This window comes from Bremerella sp. JC817, assembly GCF_040718835.1.
Lineage (GTDB): Bacteria > Planctomycetota > Planctomycetia > Pirellulales > Pirellulaceae > Bremerella.
In genome coordinates this window covers 794,989-810,743 of record NZ_JBFEFG010000280.1, presented here as the reverse complement: position 1 = coordinate 810,743, position 15,755 = coordinate 794,989, and the positions used below count along the sequence as shown (strand labels likewise).

10 protein-coding genes are annotated in these 15,755 nt (G+C 57.6%); 7 read left to right on the top strand and 3 right to left on the bottom strand.

Annotation, left to right across the window (positions count from 1 at the left end; genetic code table 11):
- Positions 1 to 4: 4 nt before the first annotated feature.
- Together AB1L30_RS21720 and AB1L30_RS21715 are read right to left on the bottom strand one after the other, a co-directional pair.
- Complete coding sequence (locus AB1L30_RS21720) at positions 5 to 403, bottom strand: hypothetical protein (RefSeq protein WP_367015929.1); 399 nt, start codon at positions 401 to 403, stop codon at positions 5 to 7.
- Positions 404 to 509: 106 nt separating this feature from the next.
- Positions 510 to 872 carry a DUF2237 domain-containing protein gene (locus AB1L30_RS21715; protein WP_367015927.1) on the bottom strand — a complete coding sequence of 121 codons (363 nt, stop codon included), beginning with the start codon at positions 870 to 872 and terminating at the stop codon, positions 510 to 512.
- A 397-nt stretch (positions 873 to 1,269) separates the two neighbouring features.
- Between AB1L30_RS21715 and AB1L30_RS21710 the strand changes: the two genes are divergently transcribed.
- The 4 genes from AB1L30_RS21710 to AB1L30_RS21695 all read left to right on the top strand — a co-directional run bounded on the left by AB1L30_RS21710 (position 1,270) and on the right by AB1L30_RS21695 (position 8,761).
- On the top strand, positions 1,270 to 2,925 hold the full coding sequence (locus tag AB1L30_RS21710) for a nucleoporin (RefSeq protein ID WP_367015925.1): 1,656 nt from the start codon (positions 1,270 to 1,272) through the stop codon (positions 2,923 to 2,925).
- 158 nt (positions 2,926 to 3,083) lie between these two features.
- Positions 3,084 to 5,351, top strand: a complete 2,268-nt coding sequence (locus tag AB1L30_RS21705) for a hypothetical protein (protein ID WP_367015923.1) — start codon at positions 3,084 to 3,086, stop codon at positions 5,349 to 5,351.
- 202 nt (positions 5,352 to 5,553) lie between these two features.
- Entirely contained in the window at positions 5,554 to 6,717 is a 1,164-nt protein-coding gene (locus AB1L30_RS21700; protein ID WP_367015921.1) for a formylglycine-generating enzyme family protein, read from the top strand.
- A 508-nt stretch (positions 6,718 to 7,225) separates the two neighbouring features.
- Positions 7,226 to 8,761: a sulfatase gene (locus AB1L30_RS21695; RefSeq protein WP_367015919.1), complete on the top strand. Its 1,536-nt coding sequence runs from the start codon at positions 7,226 to 7,228 to the stop codon at positions 8,759 to 8,761.
- A 251-nt stretch (positions 8,762 to 9,012) separates the two neighbouring features.
- Here the strand turns inward: AB1L30_RS21695 and AB1L30_RS21690 are convergent, their stop codons facing one another.
- Positions 9,013 to 9,894, bottom strand: coding sequence for a hypothetical protein (locus AB1L30_RS21690; protein WP_345088801.1), 882 nt, complete (start codon positions 9,892 to 9,894; stop codon positions 9,013 to 9,015).
- Positions 9,895 to 10,526: 632 nt separating this feature from the next.
- Here AB1L30_RS21690 and AB1L30_RS21685 point away from each other — a divergent pair.
- From AB1L30_RS21685 to AB1L30_RS21675, 3 genes are all read left to right on the top strand, one after another.
- A complete protein-coding gene (locus AB1L30_RS21685) occupies positions 10,527 to 10,892 on the top strand; it encodes a cupin domain-containing protein (RefSeq protein ID WP_345088804.1) in 366 nt (121 codons plus the stop codon).
- A 268-nt stretch (positions 10,893 to 11,160) separates the two neighbouring features.
- Positions 11,161 to 13,977, top strand: coding sequence for a PQQ-binding-like beta-propeller repeat protein (locus tag AB1L30_RS21680; protein ID WP_367015917.1), 2,817 nt, complete (start codon positions 11,161 to 11,163; stop codon positions 13,975 to 13,977).
- 112 nt (positions 13,978 to 14,089) lie between these two features.
- Positions 14,090 to 15,745, top strand: a complete 1,656-nt coding sequence (locus tag AB1L30_RS21675; RefSeq protein WP_367016460.1) for a PQQ-binding-like beta-propeller repeat protein — start codon at positions 14,090 to 14,092, stop codon at positions 15,743 to 15,745.
- Positions 15,746 to 15,755 lie beyond the last annotated feature (10 nt).

Here is a 15,755-nt window from a genome sequence, read left to right as displayed (position 1 = left end):
CATCTTAGATCGTTCGATCCCCTTTGATCGGCGTGAGGGTCTCGTCGTAGACCCCGTTCAGCGAAGGATCGGTCCACTTTCCTTCCAGCGTGCCATCCTCTTTGACCTTGTACAGCAAGACACCGATCGCGGTTCCGTTGACCGTTTTCACCGTCCAGGCCACGCTCAGGTAGCCATCGTGGATGAAGCCGATGCCGGCGTACTTGGTCTTATCGACGGTCCAGGTCAACTGATACCCCTTCCGAACCTGCTTGATTTCGACCACCCCAGAGTAGGGTGTCCCTTGGTCGGAAGTTCCTTGGCAGCGATACATGCCGCTGAGATCGGCCGGGGCGGCATCGGCGGTCGAGGTGGCCAGCAGCAGAATGAGCGAACAAAGAACAGCAAGCGAAAATCGGCACATTGGGGGGAACCCTCCGGCCTCTGAGATGCAACGGATCAGTTTTCAGACTCGTTGCACTGTAGAAAGTCTGGCGGCGAATGGGAAGGAAAATCCCCCCTAACAGCGTTTACTCAGGGACTGCATGGTTCTGCAGGTCTTCCAGGTCGACGAACTCGAGCGTCGAGATATGGGTCGCTTCCAGCACCACCGACGGAGCAACCCCTGCTTCGAAGGCTTCTTTCCACCGCAAAGCACATAAACACCATCGGTTACCCGGTTTAAGGCCAGGGAAGCCATACTCAGGACGAGGTGTGGAAAGGTCATTTCCGACCTGCTTCGAGAACGCCAGGAAGGACTCGGTCATCTCGCTACAAACCAGGTGCAGCCCCAGGTCTTCGGCTCCGGTGTTGCAGCACCCATCCCGGAAGAAACCGGTTAGGGGGTCGTGGCTGCAATCTTGCAGATCGGTTCCCAGTACATTTTTGGCCATCGTTTGGTTTGCCTTGACATAGATTTAGATAGGGCACGTACGCATCCCGTCGACCGGTCATCTTATCATGGCCTCTCGTGTCGCAAGTCCCCACCGCTCGGCAACTTACCCCAAATGGGCGGGGCCTAGTACAAAACTTGCAATCCGAGCGTGAGCCAACTACGATACGCAGATGCCGTGGTCCCGATTCCGGGACTGAAAGATGAAACCTTGCGCGGGCAATGCCTGCCAATCAGGTTCTCTTCAAGGACGAGGGACGAAATGACCTAACATTTCGTCGGGCGAATGGTTTCGCTAGGCGTATGCCCCGAATGCGCGTCCACTTCCCACAAAGTCTCATTACTTTTGCGCCCCTCGAGCGCGGCCAACCGAATTGGTACCCAGGGAGTTTTTATTGATGACGAGGAACGTTATCGCCGGCGGACTTTTGTCCTGCTTCTGTCTGCTAATGACCGTAAGTGCAATTCAAGAAGCATCTGCCCAAGACTCCGTTCTGACCGAACTTTATGGTCGCGGTGTCCACGCTTACTTCCGGGCCGACTATCCTGAAGCGCAAAAGCTGCTGGAAACGGTCGTCCAAGAGGGAACTACCGATCCTCGGGTCTACTATTTCCTCGGCCTGTCGAACTACGCCATGGGTGACGATCAGGCTGCCGAGGCCGACTTCACCAAGGGTGCCCAACTGGAACTCTCGGGAGCAACCTCCTACCCAGTCGGCAAGTCGCTGGAACGGGTCCAAGGTAGCGCTCGTCTTTCGCTGGAAAGCTTCCGGGAAAAGGTCCGCACTGAGACCTTCCTGAAGAAGAAAGAACAAGAGCGTGCTCGGTACGAAGCACTGAAGCGTCAGGAAGATCAAATCCTGCGTGGCCGTCCAGCTGCCGACACCAAGGTCCCTGTCGACGTTCCGATGAACGACGCGACTGATCCTTATGGTTCGCAAGATGCCGCCGCCATGCCAAAGACGGCTCCAGCTCAAACCGCTCCGCTGCCAGAAGTCGACAGCAACACCGATCCATTCGGTAGTGCCACGCCAATGCCGACCACGCCTGCTCCAAGCGATCCGTTTGGTGGCAGTGCCCCAATGCCGGCCGACCCTGCGGCTCCTACTGATCCGTTCGGATCGGCTCCGATGCCAGCCGATCCAACTGCTCCATCGGATCCATTTGGCACGGCGCCAGAGCCTGCGAATCCTTCGGCCCCGAACGATCCATTCGGAACCGCTCCAGAACCAGCCGATCCTGCGGCACCTTCCGATCCTTTCGGTAACGTGCCAGAACCAGCCAACCCAGGCGATCCTTTCGGTGCTGCTCCAGCTCCAGCGATGACCCCAGGCAGCGACGATCCATTCGGTGCCGCGACTCCGCCAGCCGCTGCCCCTGGCGACGACCCTTTCGGCGCCGCTCCGGCTCCAGCCATGACTCCTGGAGACGACGATCCGTTTGGTGCCGCTGGTCCGGCTGCGACGCCATCGGACGGCAAGAAGAATCCTGTCACCGCTGCGTTCGGTGCTTTGGGCGATGCTTTGATCCCCAGCGTCAAGGTTCCTAGTGTTCCTGGCATGGGTGGTGGTGCCGGTCCTGGCCCAGCCAACTCGATGCCTTCGGACGATCCGTTTGGTGCCGCACCGCCAGCCAGCGACGACCCATTTGGCGCGACCCCTCCAGCGAATGACGATCCGTTCGGGGCGACTCCACCGGCTCCAACTTCGCCAACGCCAAACCAGCCGTTTGGTGTTCCTTCGGCCGCTCCGAGCACGACCGTTCCTTCGGGCAACGATCCATTCGGCGCTGCACCTCCAGCTGCCGGTATGGCTCCTGGTGGTAGCGATCCATTTGGTTCGGCTCCAACGCCAAAGCCGATGCCGAAGCCAATGTCGCAGGATTCGAGCGACGATCCATTCGGAGCGACGCCTCCGCCGAGCAACGATCCGTTTGGTGCTGCTCCTCCAGCCGCAGATGATCCTTTCGGTGCCACGCCACCACCAGCGGCGGCACCGGGTGCCGATCCGTTCGGCGCTGCACCTCCAGCAATGGACGATCCTTTCGGCAACTAAGCTGGCCGACTCTCTTCGCAAGAGACCTCTGCATATCCTGAACAACGGCGTGTTTTACTTGACGCGCCGTTGTTTCGTTACGGACAATAGGGCGAGCCTTTCTTCCCTCCTGCCCTGCCGCGACTCGCGGACTTTCCCACCTAGAGGAAACTTGTCTCATGCTGCGTTCTGCAACATTGCTTGGCCTCGCGCTGATCGCCTGTTTGCCGGTCTCTTTACTGGCGGCTCCTCGAATCGATACCGTCTCGTTACGTGGCATCACCATTGGTGAAACGACTCGCCTGACCATCACCGGAAAGCAGCTTGGCCCAGAACCGCAAGTGCACTTCGACTTCCCCACGACCGCTATCCGCGTGCTGCCCGAGTCGACCGCAGATCGCCTGGAAATGGAAGTCGATCTGCCGGCCGACACCCTCGCAGGGCATGGCCATTTGCGGGTCGCTTCGGCCAGTGGTATTTCCGCCCCTGTCACGCTGGGCATCGACCGTCTGCCCAATGGTCCATTCCAGGAAACGATCACCTCGCTGCCGATCGCGATGACCGGCAACCTGGCCGGGGCGCAGCTTTTGACCTCCACCTTTCAAGGTAAGGTTGGTCAGCGAGTAGTGATCGAAGTTGAAGCTCAGCGGATCGGCAGTAAGCTTCAACCGCTGGTCAGTATCGTCGATCAGCGCGACACGCAGCTTGGCTATTCGAGCCGCGAGGTCACCGCCCAGGGAGATGCTCGCCTGGTGGTCGATTTACCGGCCGATGGCCCTTACACGATCAAACTTCACGACGCTCAATTTCGTGGAGCGGCGCCTGGTTACTTTCGTTTGAAGGTGGGCAGCTTTGGCTTCGCGGATCTCGCTTTTCCATTGGCCATTTTCAAAGCGGAAGATGCCAACGCAGTGGCGGCGATTGGTGGTCTGAGCGACGATCCAACGATCACCTCGTCGCTGGCGATGCCTCTTCCGGCAGAGACCTTGATGGCGACGCTGCCGGTTGAGTTCAGCGGAAACTTTTCAGGACCGCGACCGAGCGTTTTGCGTAGCGACGTGCCGGAGTATCACGAAGTTGCCGATCGCGATCCTGCTGCTTCGATCGGCCCTGCTCCGCTAGGAATCAGTGGCATTTTGCGGGAACCGAAAGAACGGGATGCGTTCCTGATCGATGTCACCCCAGGCACCAAGTACCGAGCCGAAGTCTTCGCCCAACGCTTGAACTCGCCCGTCGATGCCGTGCTTGAAATTCGCAAACCAGACGATGGCATGCTGGCCACGTCCGACGATCAAAACAACACGCCTGATCCCGCGACGATGTTCGACGTGCCCGCAGGCGTTAACCAGGTGAAGATCGTGGTGCATGATGTCAGCTACTCGGGTGGCGACGCCAACGTCTACCGCGTGCTGGTAACTCCGGCGAATCATGCCGACTTCACGCTGACCACATCGCAGCCGAACTTGAATGTTCCGGCTGGTGGCCATGCGGTTCTGGAAGTGATCGCCCAGCGGCGAGGCTATGGTGGCCCGATCGAGCTTTCGTTCCCGAACCTTCCGAGCGGGATCGAAGTCGCGCTGAACGAGATCCCTGCCAAGGCTGATCGAGCCCTGGTCACGTTCACCGCGTCGGCCGACGCCACGCAGTCCGCTGTCGGGCCGATCGTCGGCAAGGCGGTCGCTGGCGGTCGGACGATCGAACGGCTTGCGGCAGCCGGCACCTCCACGGCAACGGTCGGGCTCGCACCGCTTGATACCGATCTGGGCATCGGTGTTCAGCGAACCCCTGCGTTGACCTTGGCCTGGCAACAGCCACCGGCGGCGAACGCACTGGGACTGGGGCAGTCGACCGAGGTCACCGTTACCGCGACCCGTGGAGCAAATCAAAAGGGTCCGGTTCGCTTCTCGCTCGAAACTTCCCAGGTCATCCCGCAAGACAAAGGGAAGCCTGACATGTCGAAGGCGATTCGTATCGAAGGGAGCCCGGTCCTCGCCGCCGATCAATCGGAGATGAAGCTGAAGATCGTCGTGCCAGAGGCGCTGAAAGACATTGCCTGGGATGTCGCCGTGAAAGGGGAACTGCTTTCCGACGATCAAAAACAAGTTCGTGCGACGGCCTCGACCGGAGCAACCCGTCTGACGCTTGGGTCGCCCGTTTTCCTCGCCTTAAGCGGCGAAACGATCGTCCGATTGAAGGGGAACATCGCCCGGGCAGGCGGATTCGGAGAAGCGGTCACGGTCGCTCTGGAGGGGCTGCCTGGCGAAGCGAAAGCGGCTCCTGTCGAGATTGCCGCGGACAAAACGGAGTTCGTCATCGAAGTGACCCTCCCCCCCGGAATGAAGGCCGAACAACTCGGCAATGTCCGATTGATCGCCAAGAGCAAGCGTAATGGTGCGGAAGTCACCAGTAATGAAGTCGGCATCCGGCTGGATTATGGGGTAAAATAGACGAGGCCCCCTCTCAGGATGGAAATTTCTTAATTTCGCGGGAAATCATCCGGTAAGACGAGCGGTTTATGCCTATACTGAAGCTACTCGATGGTTCCCCTGCCTGAATATCCGGAATCTTCGAGAGTCCCACGAGGGTGCTTCCCACCGTCACTCGGGCACCCCGATTGAGATGCACATCCGAACAAGAGAGAAAGAGCGCATGCACAAGTTTGTCTTGACCTTGGCAATGGTTTGCTTCGCGGCAGCATCCACCTCTGCGGCTGAGGTAGTTGGCATCAGTCCGAACAAGCCAGAGTCGGGCCCATTCGTGAAGATCGACGAGGGCTACATGGTCCCTTACGAGATCACCATTCCTGGGACCGATGTCAAATTGAAGATGGTTCCTGTTCCTGGCGGCACGCTGAAGCTGGGCAGCCCAGAATCGGAAGCAGGCCACACCGACGCGGAAGCTCCGGAAGTGGACGTCGAGATCGAACCCTTCTGGATGGCCGAACATGAAACGACCTGGAAGCAGTACAAGCCTTACATGGAACTGTACCAGCAGTTCAAGAAGTTCCAGGCCGCCGGCGTTCGCAAGGTGACCGACGACAACAAGATTGACGCGATCACCGCTCCGACTCCGCTCTACGAACCAAGCTTCACGTTCGAGCATGGCGAAGATCCGGAACTGCCCGCCGTGACCATGACCAACTACTCGGCTCGCCAGTATACGAAGTGGCTCAGCGGCGTGACCGGCATGCAGTATCGTTTGCCCAGCGAAGCCGAATGGGAATTCGCCGCGACCGGCGGTGCCAAGACGGCCTATCACTTCGGTGACGACGCCGAACAACTGGGCGATTACGCCTGGTTCTCGGGGAACTCGGACGAAGCACCTCACCTGGTCAAAGGGAAAAAGCCCAACCAGTTTGGTCTGTACGACATGCACGGCAACGTGTGGGAATGGGTTCTGGATCAGTACAGCGAAGAAGGTTTCGCGCGCCTGGAAGGTAAGAAGCTGAAGGCTCTCGACACGGTTGCCTGGCCAAGCGAACCTGATCCGCTGATGGTTAAAGGTGGCGGCTGGGACGACGACGCCGAAAGCTGCCGCGCCGCTTCCAAGATGGGTAGTAGCGACGAAGACTGGAAGCAGGAAGATCCCAACGTCCCGCTGAGCCCATGGTGGTTCACCAGCTATCCATCGACCTGCGTTGGTTTCCGTGTGATTCGTCCTTTGCACGAAGTCGAAAAGAAGGAAGCCGACAAGTTCTATCGTCCCGAAATCGAGTTCCTGAACCTCGACGTCGGCGATCGCTTGATCGAAGGGCGTGGTGTTCTGGGTCTGGTCGATCCGGAACTGCCAGCCGCGATCAAAGAATCGGAATAGTCTCCGATCACGATTACACAAGGCGAATCGGTTCTTGTGCCGATTCGCTAACGACAGCAATCCAGTAGCCAGATCGAACCCGTTCGACTGGCTATTTTGTTGTTCGAACGCAGGCCGTTCGAACGCATTCTTTTGGCACTTCTGGCCAGCTCTTTCTCACGCAGTCGCTGCTGCAAATGGGTGCGCGCGGACTTGAACACTCTTAGGCCTATCCCCTGCTCTGCGGTTCACTCATGGGCAATACAGTGTCGCGTGAGCACCCCCGATGCGACTGTCGTATTTCACCGATTGGCTGGTTGCTTCCCGCTGAAATAGAAGGCAAATTCTAAAGAGTTCATTACGGTATTGCTTAATAGTTGTCATTGAAAATTTGACGCGCTACGCGGCAGCACCCACAATGAATCCCTGCCCATCTTCGGCCTGACCTTTCGAGGTTCGCGCACAGGCCAAGCGGCTCCTCCGTTGCCTTGCTTCACTTCCCCCTCCCTCGCCTAGTCAGGAGATCTCCATGACCGCGACCCTTCGTTTTCTTCTTCCCATGCTTGGTCTGGTATGGCTTGCCAGTCCATGGTGCGCGAGCCAGGCGGACGCGGCTGATACGCCTGCGGCCAAGCAGCCCAACATTCTGTTCATCATGGCCGACGACCACGCTTACCAGGCGATCTCGGCTTACCCAGGCGCCCTCAACAAAACGCCCAACATCGATCGTATTGCCAACGAAGGCAGGCGGTTCAATCGCTGCTATGTGACCAACAGCATTTGCGGTCCTGCCCGGGCCGTGATCCTGACGGGCAAATACAGTCACCTGAATGGCTTCTATCAGAACGGCAACCGATTCGACGGCAGCCAGATGACTTATCCGAAGCTGTTGCAGAAGGCGGGCTATCAAACGGCGGTCGTCGGAAAGTGGCACTTGGAGACCGACCCGACCGGGTTCGACTTCTGGAGCGTGCTGCGTGGCCAAGGTCCTTACTACAATCCGCAGATGCTGACGTCGGATGGCCCGAAGAAGTACGAAGGCTACACGACCGACATCATCACCGATATCGCGCTCGATTGGTTAAAAGAGAAACGCGATCCCAACAAGCCGTTTCTGTTGGTCTATCAGCACAAGGCCCCCCACCGCAACTGGATGCCCGGTCCGAAGTACTTGAACAAGTACGATGACGTTGAGTTCCCAGAGCCGGATACCTTGTTCGACGACTACAGCAATCGCGCGTCGGGTGCGACCAATCAGGACATGACGATCGTCAAGACGATGAACGCCAACGACCTGAAACTGACGCCAGCACGTGGTTTGACCCCGGAACAAAAGGAGTTGTGGGACGCTGCTTACGGTCCGAAGAACAAGGCGTTTGAAGAAGCCAAGCTGAAGGGGGACGCCTTGGTTCGCTGGAAGTACCAGCGTTACATCAAGGACTACCTCCGCTGCATCGACTCGGTCGACGAGAACGTCGGTCGCGTGCTCGATTATCTCGACGACGAAGGTCTCGCCGAGAACACGCTGGTGATGTACACCTCGGATCAAGGGTTCTATTTGGGCGAACATGGCTGGTTCGACAAGCGTTGGATGTACGAAGAATCGTTCCGCACGCCGCTGCTGGTTCGCTGGCCTGGGCATGTCAAAGCGGGCACGGTCAGTGATGCCCTGGCAATCAATCTCGACTTCCCGGAAACGATGCTGCAAGCCGCCGGCGTCGAGATCCCGAAAGAAATGCAAGGCTTGAGCCTGATGCCGGTGCTGACCGGGGATGGCAAAGCTCCGGCCGATTGGCGGGACTCGTTGTACTATCACTATTACGAGTTCCCAGGTGCCCACAGCGTGCCGCGGCACTACGGTGTTTACGATGGCCGCTACAAGCTGATCTATTACTATCAGCTCGACGAGTGGGAGCTGTTCGACCTGCAGCAAGACCCGAAAGAAATGGTCAGCGTCTATGGCAAGCCGGACTATGCCGAAGTGCAGGCCAAGATGCACGAGAAGCTGAAAGAACTTCGCGAGAAGTATCAGGACGACACGCCGCGGAAGACGGCGAAGAAGTAAGCATCGCCCTGGCAAACTTTCTACACGATGGCTACGTCCTGCTGGGCGTAGCCATTTCTTTTGGCCCGTCCCCTGCGAGGCTTGGATGGGTGTTTGCAGCCAACCGATGAGCGACAAGTGACCTGGTGCGTTGCCTCTTGTCCCTCGCTTTCCTGTGGGAGTGAGGAATGAAGCTTCGATGCGCGCACAAAAAAACCTGGCTGAGTTACCCCAGCCAGGCTTTTTGTTTTTTCTAGCAGGTATCGCTGGGCTTAGTTAGCGGCCAGACGACGACGAGCTGGAACGAAGGTCATGGTGTCAGCCGGAACTGGAGCCGGTGGCATCATGTCAGCTTCGGTAGGAGCACCAGCTTCAACTGGAGCCGAGTAGGTAGCACCACAGCCGCAGCTGTCGCCGCAACCAGCGTCGCAACCGGTGTCACATCCGCAGCTCGACGAGCAGCAGCTCTTCTTGCAGCAGAACAGACGAGCGATGGCGTCCTTCAGCGGGGTGCAGCTCTTCTTGCAGCCACACTTGCCAGCGAACAGGCCGCAGCTCTTCTTGCAGCACGAACCGCAAGCTGGAGCACCGCAGGTGGCTTCTGGAGCACAACCGCAAGCCGATGGAGCAGCACAGGTAGCTTCTGGAGCACAACCGCAAGCTTCTGGAGCTGCACAGGTGGCTTCAGGATCGCAACCGCAAGCTTCTGGAGCGGCACACGAAGGTTCGCAACCACAAGTCGACGAGCAGCAGCTCTTCTTGTGGCAGCTCTTCTTGCAGCAGAACAGGTTGCTCAGAGCGTCCTTCAAAGGAGTGCAGCACTTCTTCTTGTGACACTTTGGAGCACAACCACAAGCCGATGGAGCGGCACAAGTGGCTTCTGGGGCACAACCGCAAGCTTCAGGAGCAGCACAAGTGGCTTCTGGAGCACAGCAGGTTGGTTCCGGAGCACAGCAAGTAGCTGCAACCGGAGCACAGCAGGTCGGCTTTGGCATGCAGCAGCGCGGCTTTGGCGAGCAGCATTTTGGAGTCTGGCAGCAGGACGTATCGCAACCACAGCCGGTACCCAGCATCTGGTTCAGAAGACCTGCGGCATTGGCCTGGCTACACACAAATGCGAGCACCAGCGTTGCCAAGAGAGTGTTCAGTTTCATCGAGTCATTTCTCCTTCTGAGTGGTGGACTCTATATCCCATTCATCTCAGTCACCAGGCCGGCGCTCTCGTGAACAATCACGGTATGCGACTACCACGCCGCGATTGCTCGCACCCCAAGGCCTGTCCGTTTGGCGGGTTGGACAACATAACCTCAAGAGATTGAGCGTGTAGTCGAACCTGTTGAACTAAGTTTCTTGGTCTCTATCGTCCCCACAGTCCTCTGTCTAAGTTTCGTCGAGCCAATCCTTGACCCGAATGTTCCCCATCGAAACTTGACAGCCCCTCATGATCCGCCAGAGGGAATTCCGTTTGGTTAGACACATCGTGCAGGTATGTCTGACAGTCCGTATCGGCGTAATGACTGGGGCGGCTTAATCACTCGGAACCAATTTCAGCTACTTGGTTTACCTCTTCGGTTGCAGGAACTTTTCTCGACGCGCAAGACAGGTAAACCTTAACGATTATGCGTGCGCGACAGCCGTTAAAGCTTGCCAAAAACAGCCGCAGCGACACCGCAACCCGCACAGCTTAACCTGCAGCTATCAGTGGCCCCTCGCCCTCGTGGCAAGTAAAATATGCGGCCACACGCACTCCGATTTTTCTCTCTGCGAATGGTTTAACGAACGCACTATGACGCAAACCCCATCGACCAAGGGATACGAAGTCGTCGACTTTGCCAGCATTCCCGGTGTTCCCTGCCCATGTGGAACTGCCAAACGTGGTCTGGCCGACGTCGAAGACTATCCCGGCACAATTCATGTGACCGAAATCTCGCTGGAAGCGAAGGTCCACTATCACAAACAACTGACCGAGACCTACTTCTTTCTGGAATGTGGCGAAGACGCCCAGATGCAGTTGGACGACGAAATCATTCCGGTTCATCCCGGGATGTGCATCATGATCCGCCCCGGCACGCGGCACCGGGCCCTCGGAAAGATGAAGATCGTGAACATCGTCTATCCCAAGTTCGACCCGGAAGACGAGTGGTTTGACTAAGCCTGAAAGTCCCAGCCGGACCGTTCTGAGGCGTAAACGGCTCGAATTTCTCGGTTTTGCCCGCCAAACGACCTCTTATTCCCTGGCCAAACGCCCCGCTACCTTCCTGTTGGTTGTGGGGCACCTCGATCGGGCTAAGTGCTAGCCACGTTACGGTTTTCCTCCCTCGCCAGGACTGTGCAACCAGGAGATTCCTTGCATAGACGTTTAAACAGGTATAAGCTTGAGGCTGCGAATCGACCTTCCCCCCAACGATTTAGAGATCCCTATGTTCAGGCCCAATACACTCCGGCAATATCCAACGGCGGCCACAGCGACGTTGGTGCTGTTTCTGTCCCTGGTAGTTGTCTCCCTTGGCTGTACCCCACCCCCGACCGGTCGGCCATCAACTTCTAACACCACGCTCAATCCAAATCCCAACACCACCATCCCACCGTCCAACGTGACGTCCCCGGCCAAACTGCCTTTGCCTGATCAGGTTCCGGTAGACGAAACCGAGATGGCCGTTGAAAGCTCGAAGGTCACTCCTGCGAAGAGTAGTGAAGAATTGACCCCGGTCGTGACGCCAGACGAAAAACCAGGTGTCACCCTGGTGGATGAAAACGCAGCGGTGCCTGCCAAGCCAAGCGAAGAGCTGACGCCACCTTCGGTTACCGACACGCCTGCCGATGCCAAAATGAAGGCAGAAGAAGTCCGGGAAGAGGTCAAGAAGGAAGAGTCGGGCAAAGTAGAAGCCAAGCCAGCTCCGGAAGCAATGACCAAGTCGGATGCCCCTGCCAAGGAAGAAGCTCCGGCCGAAGAAGAAAAGAAATCGGAACCTGTCGCGGAAGTCGCCTCGGCCAAGACGACGACCGCGGCCTCGTCGACCACCGAGTCGAAAGCGGATCCTCAAGACTGGTTGTACTGGCGTGGCCCTGAATTCAACGGCATCAGTCGTGCGACCGGCCTGCCGGATACCTGGGACCCGGCTGGCGGAGAAGGCAGCAACGTTCTGTGGAAAAGCGAGGATCTCGGTACCCGCAGCACGCCGGTCGTGATGAACGGCAAGCTGTTTGTTCTGTGTGCTGCCGAACAAGGCACGCCACGCGAAGGGGAACGAGTTGTCTGCGTCGACGCCAAGACAGGCGAACCGATCTGGGAAAACCGCTTTAACGTTTATCTCTCGGATGTGCCTGTCGAACGCGTCGGCTGGTCGGCTGTGACTGCCGACCCAGAAACCAACACCGTGTTCGCCTTGGGCGTCTCGGGTCACTTCCAGTGCATTGATGCCGATACCGGCAAGACCATCTGGGTCCGTAAGATGCACGAACAGTTCGGTTTGCTGACCACGTACGGGGGTCGTACCAACTTCCCAATCGTCTACGAAGACCTGGTGATCATCAGCGGGATCGTGATTGGCTGGGGCGACATGGCCAAGCCGGCTCACCGCTTCCTGGGAATGAATAAAAAGACGGGCGAAGTCGTCTGGTTCACCGAAACCACGCCACTCCCTTACGACACCACCTACAGCGCTCCGAGCATCAAGATCGTAGATGGCATTCCTCAGTACATCATCGGTGCTGGCGATGGCAAGATCTGGAGCATTCAGCCGCGTACCGGTCAGCACAACTGGAGCTTCGCGTTTGCAGCTCGCGGTTTGTACGGCACGCCGATCATCGAAGGCGACACCGTCTTCATGGCTCAGGGCGAAGAAAACGTCCAGCCGAAAGAAGTCGACGGTAAGATCGTGATCGACGTGGATAACACCATGGGTGCTGTCGTCGCTGTCGATGCCACGAAAAAAGGCGACATCTCGATCACCGGCCAAAAGTGGAAAGTGGTCGAACTGAACGGTAACCGTAGTGCTCCGCTCTACGTCAACGACAAGCTGTACGTGATCGACGACCGTGCCAAGTTGTTCGTTCTCGATCCGGCGACCGGCGAAGAACTGTTCAAGAAGACGGCACTCGGCACCAAGATGTTTGCCTCGCCACTCTATGCGGACGGCAAGATCTACACCATCACCGAAAACGGCCGTTACTACGTGCTTGGCTTGAAGGAAGATGGCGAAGTCGAAATCTTGACCAAGGGCCGCTTGCCAGACGGTGACGCCCTGGGCTCGCCAATCTGTGCTCAAGGTTTGATCTATTTCCCAACCACGACCGCGTTGTACTGCGTTGGTGTGGAAGGCAAGGAGACTGGTTTCAGCGGTCTGCCAGAGCAGCCAAAGGAAGTGCCGGCTTCGGAAGATCCAGAACCAGCAACCGTTCAGGTCATCCCTGCGGAAGACCTGGTCTACCCAGGCGACAAGATCGACTACCAGGTCAAGCTGTTCAACTCGCGTGGCCAATTCCTGAAGGATGCCGAATCGGTCGACTTCAGCGTCGAAGGCCCAGCGAAGATCACCGAAAAGGGCGAGCTGACCGCCAATGCCGACGCGGGTCATGCTCCGGCTTACATCCAAGCCAAAGTGGGTGAACTGACGGGCGACGCTCGTATTCGTATCGTTCCGCCACTGCCATGGGCCTTCGACTTCGAGAACATCAAGATCGACGAAAAGTCTGGCAAGGGCGAACCGCCGATCACCTGGGTGGGTGCTCGCTACCGTCACGTCGTTCGCGATGTTGATGGCAACAAGGTGATGGTCAAGATCACGACCATTCCGAAGGGTACCCGTAGCCAGTCGTGGATGGGTCACACCGACCTGCACGACTACACCATCGAAGCCGACGTCATGGCCCAGGAACAGGAAGGCCAGCTGCCAGATATCGGCCTGATTGCCCAAGGCTACGAGTTCATCCTGATGGGGAACGAATCGAAGGCCAAGGCGATGACCTGGATCACGCAGCAGCGTATCGCCCAGGGAGTCGACTTCAAGCTGGAGCCAACCGTTTGGTACCACATGAAGCTGAAGGTCTCGAACCAGGAAGATGGAACCGCCAAAGCCCAGGGCAAAGTCTGGAAGAAAGACGAAGCGGAACCAGAAGACTGGACGGTCGAGATCGTCGACGAGGTGCCAAATACGACTGGCAGCCCAGGACTCTTTGGTAACGCCAAAACGGGCGAAATCTTCCTGGACAACATCAAGGTGACCCCGAATAGTTAATAAGCCGGGTCCCTCCTAAACTCATCCCTCCTAATTACTGATTCACGTACGAGCATAAATAATGAAATCGACGTTTGCTTATTTTGCGATCGTAGGTTCGACCTGCGTTGGCATGACAATCGCCGGCTTGTTGCCTGAACAATCGGCTCGCGGCCAGGAAGCAGATGCCAAGGCCAAGCCAGAAGCAACCAAAGACTGGTCCCAATGGGGTGGCGATTCGAAGCGTAACAACGTGCCGACCGCGACCAATATTCCGACCACCTGGGAAATTGGTGGCTTCGACCGGGCAACCGGCCAGTGGCAAGAAGAAGACTCCGAGAACATCAAGTGGGTCGCTGCCCTCGGTAGCCAGTCGTACGGCAACCCGGTTGTCGCCGATGGCAAGGTGTTTGTTGGAACCAACAACGGTAGCGGCTACATCGATCGCTACCCATCCAAGGTCGACCTCGGCTGCCTGGTTTGCTTCGACGAAGCGACCGGCGAATTCCTCTGGCAGCACTCCAGCGAAAAATTGCCGACTGGTCGTGTTCACGACTGGCCGCTGCAGGGTATCTGCTGTGCTCCTTACGTCGAAGGCAAGCGTCTGTGGTTCGTCACCAGCCGTGGTGAAGTTCGCTGCCTCGATACCGAAGGCTTCCGCGACGGCGAAAACAACGGTCCCTACACCGATGAAGAATTCACCGGCGAAAAGGAAGCCGACACCATCTGGGTGTTCGACATGATGAAGGAACTGGGCACGTCGCAGCACAACATGTGCAGCTGCTCGGTAACCTGCTTGGGCGATATCCTGTTCGTCAACACTTCCAATGGCGTCGACGAATCGCACATCGTGATTCCTTCGACCGATGCTCCTAGCTTCATCGCCATGGACAAGAACACCGGCGAAGTCCTGTGGACCGATAAGTCGCCTGGCACCAACATCCTGCACGGTCAGTGGTCGAGCCCAACCGTCGGCGTCCTGGGTGGCGTTCCGCAGGTGATCTTCGCAGGTGGCGATGGCTGGATCTACGCCTTCAAGGCCGACAAGGGCCAGGATGGCAAGCCAGAACTGCTTTGGAAGTTTGACGGCAATCCAAAGACCTCGAAGTGGGTTCTGGGTGGCCGTGGTACGCGTAACAACATCATCGCGACCCCTGTAATCTACGACGACAAAGTCTATGTCGCCGTCGGTCAGGACCCGGAACATGGTGAAGGCGAAGGTCACCTCTGGTGCCTCGACCCCACCAAGCGTGGTGATGTGAGCTCGGAACTGGCCATGAAGATCGAAGGCAGCCAGCGTGTGCCTCTCGAACATCGCCGGATCCAGGCCGTCATCGAAGAAGATGGCGAAGTCGCCGTCCCGAACCCGAACAGCGCCGTCATCTGGCACTACTCGGTTTACGACCAAGACGAAAACGGCAAGATCGACTTTGAAGAAACGATGCACCGCAGCATCGGTACCGTGACCATCAAAGACGATATCCTCTACATCGCCGACTTCAGTGGTCTGCTGCACTGCTTGAATGCCCAAACCGGCAAGTGCAACTGGACCTACGACATGTTCGCTGCCGCTTGGGGTTCGGCCCTGATCGTGGACGATCATGTCTACATCGGTGACGAAGATGGCGACGTCGCGGTCTTCAAGCTTTCGGCCGATCCAGCCGATGGCGAACCGATCGAAGAAATCAACATGGGCAACTCGGTCTACTCGACCCCAATCGTTGCCAATGGCGTGCTGTACATTGCCAACAAGACCCACTTGTTCGCAATCACCGAGGGTGGCGAGTAATTACTCGCTC

Excerpts from the sequence above, each read along its gene's own strand:
- AB1L30_RS21675 (WP_367016460.1), top strand. The coding sequence starts at position 14,090 with ATGACAATCGCCGGCTTGTTGCCTGAACAATCGGCTCGCGGCCAGGAA.
- AB1L30_RS21680 (WP_367015917.1), top strand. The coding sequence starts at position 11,161 with ATGTTCAGGCCCAATACACTCCGGCAATATCCAACGGCGGCCACAGCG.
- AB1L30_RS21720 (WP_367015929.1), bottom strand. The coding sequence starts at position 403 with ATGTGCCGATTTTCGCTTGCTGTTCTTTGTTCGCTCATTCTGCTGCTG.
- AB1L30_RS21700 (WP_367015921.1), top strand. The coding sequence starts at position 5,554 with ATGCACAAGTTTGTCTTGACCTTGGCAATGGTTTGCTTCGCGGCAGCA.
- AB1L30_RS21715 (WP_367015927.1), bottom strand. The coding sequence starts at position 872 with ATGGCCAAAAATGTACTGGGAACCGATCTGCAAGATTGCAGCCACGAC.
- AB1L30_RS21690 (WP_345088801.1), bottom strand. The coding sequence starts at position 9,894 with ATGAAACTGAACACTCTCTTGGCAACGCTGGTGCTCGCATTTGTGTGT.
- AB1L30_RS21705 (WP_367015923.1), top strand. The coding sequence starts at position 3,084 with ATGCTGCGTTCTGCAACATTGCTTGGCCTCGCGCTGATCGCCTGTTTG.
- AB1L30_RS21710 (WP_367015925.1), top strand. The coding sequence starts at position 1,270 with ATGACGAGGAACGTTATCGCCGGCGGACTTTTGTCCTGCTTCTGTCTG.
- AB1L30_RS21695 (WP_367015919.1), top strand. The coding sequence starts at position 7,226 with ATGACCGCGACCCTTCGTTTTCTTCTTCCCATGCTTGGTCTGGTATGG.
- AB1L30_RS21685 (WP_345088804.1), top strand. The coding sequence starts at position 10,527 with ATGACGCAAACCCCATCGACCAAGGGATACGAAGTCGTCGACTTTGCC.